Origin of the sequence: Burkholderia sp. Ac-20379 (genome assembly GCF_017104645.1) — a bacterium.
GTDB lineage: Bacteria > Pseudomonadota > Gammaproteobacteria > Burkholderiales > Burkholderiaceae > Burkholderia.
Map to the genome: position 1 here is coordinate 1 of NZ_JAAGPF010000671.1, position 1722 is coordinate 1722.

Here is a 1722-nt window from a genome sequence, read left to right on the forward strand (position 1 = left end):
GTTCCCGCACGGCCGGCGCTGCGATGAGGCGCGCACGCATGCGGCCGGCCCTGCGGGCCGCCTGGCGCGCGCTGCTGCTCGCCGCGCCGTTGCTGGGATCGGCAACCGGCTCGCCCGCACAGCTTCGCAATGCCAACGATGCGGCCGCGTTGCAGGGCGTGCCGGGCGAGCGGTTTTCGCTGCGGTTCGAGCCGGCCTCGCTCGACGCCCTCGGCGCGACGCTGACGGTGCTGGTGTTTTCGTACGATGCGACCGGCCAGCCCAATCCCTCGCCGGCCGCCACCTACTACCAGGATGTCGATCCCGGCCAGCAGGGCCGCCCGGTCGCCGTGCCGGTGACGCTGACCCGCCCCGGCTTCTATCGTGCGCAGGCCGAACTGTATTCGCGTGCCGGCACGCTGCTCGGCCGCGCCGCGACCACCTTCGCATTGCAGCCGAAACGTCGCGTGGGCGGCCTGCCCGGCTTCGGCGTCGCAACGCATTTCGCGCAGTTGCAGGGCGCGCCGGCCGTGCTGCTGCCGATGGTGCGGCAAGCCGGCTTTTCGTGGATTCGCGACGAGCTGTATTGGCAGGAGATCGAGAAAACCCCGGGGCAATTCCGCTTCCCGCCGCAATACGACGCCTATCTGAAGCAGGCCGTGCAGTTGGGCATCGCCCCGCTCGTCGTGCTCGACTACGGCAACGCCCGCGCCTATCCGGCGCTGTTCGACAAGACGCCGTTCCCGCAAACGCCCGAAGCGCGCCAGCGCTTCGTCGGCTACGTCGAGCAGGTGGTCAAGCGCTATGGCGGCCTGGTCAAGCACTGGGAGCTGTGGAACGAGCCGTCGTTCGATCAGATCTCCTACGCAACCTACGGCGCGCTGCTGAAGGCCGTCTACCCGGCGATCAAGGCATTGAGCCCCTCGGCGACGGTGCTGGCGTGCGGCGGCGGCGGAATCGGCGGCGGGCCGGGCGGCGATTGCCCGATCGAATTGATCAAGGCCGGCGGCCTCGCGTATCAGGACGGCTTCAGCGTGCACCCTTACATGTCGCCGAACACGCCGGAACGCGGCTACGCGGCCAAGGGCGGCCCGATCGACACGGTCAGCATCCCGACCACCTGGCCTTATCTGAAATCGCTGGCCGCGCGTTACCCGAAGCCGAACGGCGCGCCGCTTCAGGTCTGGATCACGGAATACGGCTGGCCCGTCAACCCGAAATTGCCGGGGCAGGACGAGGCGAGCCAGGCCGGCAACCTGGTGCGCAGCTATTTGATGTCGCGGCGGGCCGATTCGGTCCGCGTGCTGTTCTGGTACGACCTGATGGACGACGGCACCGACCCGAACAATATCGAGCACAACTTCGGACTGCTGCATCACGACATGTCGCCGAAACCGGCGTACGTCGCCGCCTCGGTGCTGGCGGCGACGGTCGGCAGCCGGCCCTGGCGCAATGCGCTGGCCGACGGCGACGTGAAGGTCTATCAATATGCGACGGGAAACGATGCGGTCACGGTCGGCTGGACGGTGAGCGCCACGCCGGGCACGGCATCGATCGATCTGCCGCCGGGGAACTATGTGGAGCGCGACTGGCAAGGCGCGGAAACGGCGGTGACGGTGGCCGCGCGCCCGTTCATCTGGCAGCTCGGGCCGCTGCCGCGCTATCTGCTGCCGGCGGGCGCGGCGCCGGGCCGCCCGGCCGGCTAGCCGGCTAGCCAGCTACCGGCTTCAGCCGCGGCTGGCG

1 protein-coding gene is annotated in these 1722 nt (G+C 69.5%); it reads left to right on the top strand.

Annotation, left to right across the window (positions count from 1 at the left end; all coding sequences use genetic code 11):
- Positions 1-38 precede the first annotated feature (38 nt).
- Complete coding sequence (locus G3N92_RS33825; protein WP_241015200.1) at positions 39-1685, top strand: cellulase family glycosylhydrolase; 1647 nt, start codon at positions 39-41, stop codon at positions 1683-1685.
- Positions 1686-1722 lie beyond the last annotated feature (37 nt).

Coding starts and splice junctions, on each gene's coding strand:
- G3N92_RS33825 (WP_241015200.1), top strand. CDS start 39: ATGCGGCCGGCCCTGCGGGCCGCCTGGCGCGCGCTGCTGCTCGCCGCG.